1 protein-coding gene is annotated in these 664 nt (G+C 48.5%); it reads right to left on the reverse strand.

The genetic code is table 11. From position 1 onward, the window contains the following. Positions 1 to 664: phosphoenolpyruvate carboxylase (locus ACS8FD_RS21290; RefSeq protein ID WP_439277334.1), on the reverse strand; the 664-nt coding region annotated here is incomplete at both ends.

Here is a 664-nt window from a genome sequence, read left to right on the forward strand (position 1 = left end):
TAGCCACTCTTGGCGCTCTGCTTCGCTTAGCGTTTTATAATCGGGCAAGTTGGAGGCATTGGCAAAAATATCGGCAATGACCTCGCCATGATAGCCTGAGTCTTGGCGAATATCGAGCGCGGCCAGATGAAAGCCGCAGGTTTTGACCAAGCGGATGGTATCTAGTAGCAGCCCTTCGGCATGGGCACTATCATGTGTGTTGACGCTTGTACGGATAAGACGTAAATCATCCAATAGCGCAGTCGGTGACAGATAAGCATTTTGTGCTGCATTCTCGTCTGTGCCTTGGCTTTGGATATGCTGGTTAGTGGCTTTTGTTTTAGCGAGGATAAGCGACAACAATCTACGGTATGGCTCATGGTTGTAATCATCAGGGTTGTAACAAAAGACCTGTTGCTCCAGCTCGCTATAGTCTTTAATTCGCTCATAAATCTCGGGCGCGATGGTAACAATGCTATCGCTATGGATCAGCTCACGGCGCAGCTTTCGGATCAATACTTGATAATGGCGCAGCACAGTATTGGCATGCATCAACACTGCCATTACCGTGGTTTCATAAGTGACAAAGGGGTTGCCGTCTCTGTCGCCACCAATCCAAGAGCCAAAATTGACAAAAGCGGGCAGCGCATAGTCACTAAGCTCTGGATAAATCTCTACGATCGCG

Source organism: Psychrobacter sp. 1U2 (assembly GCF_051847575.1).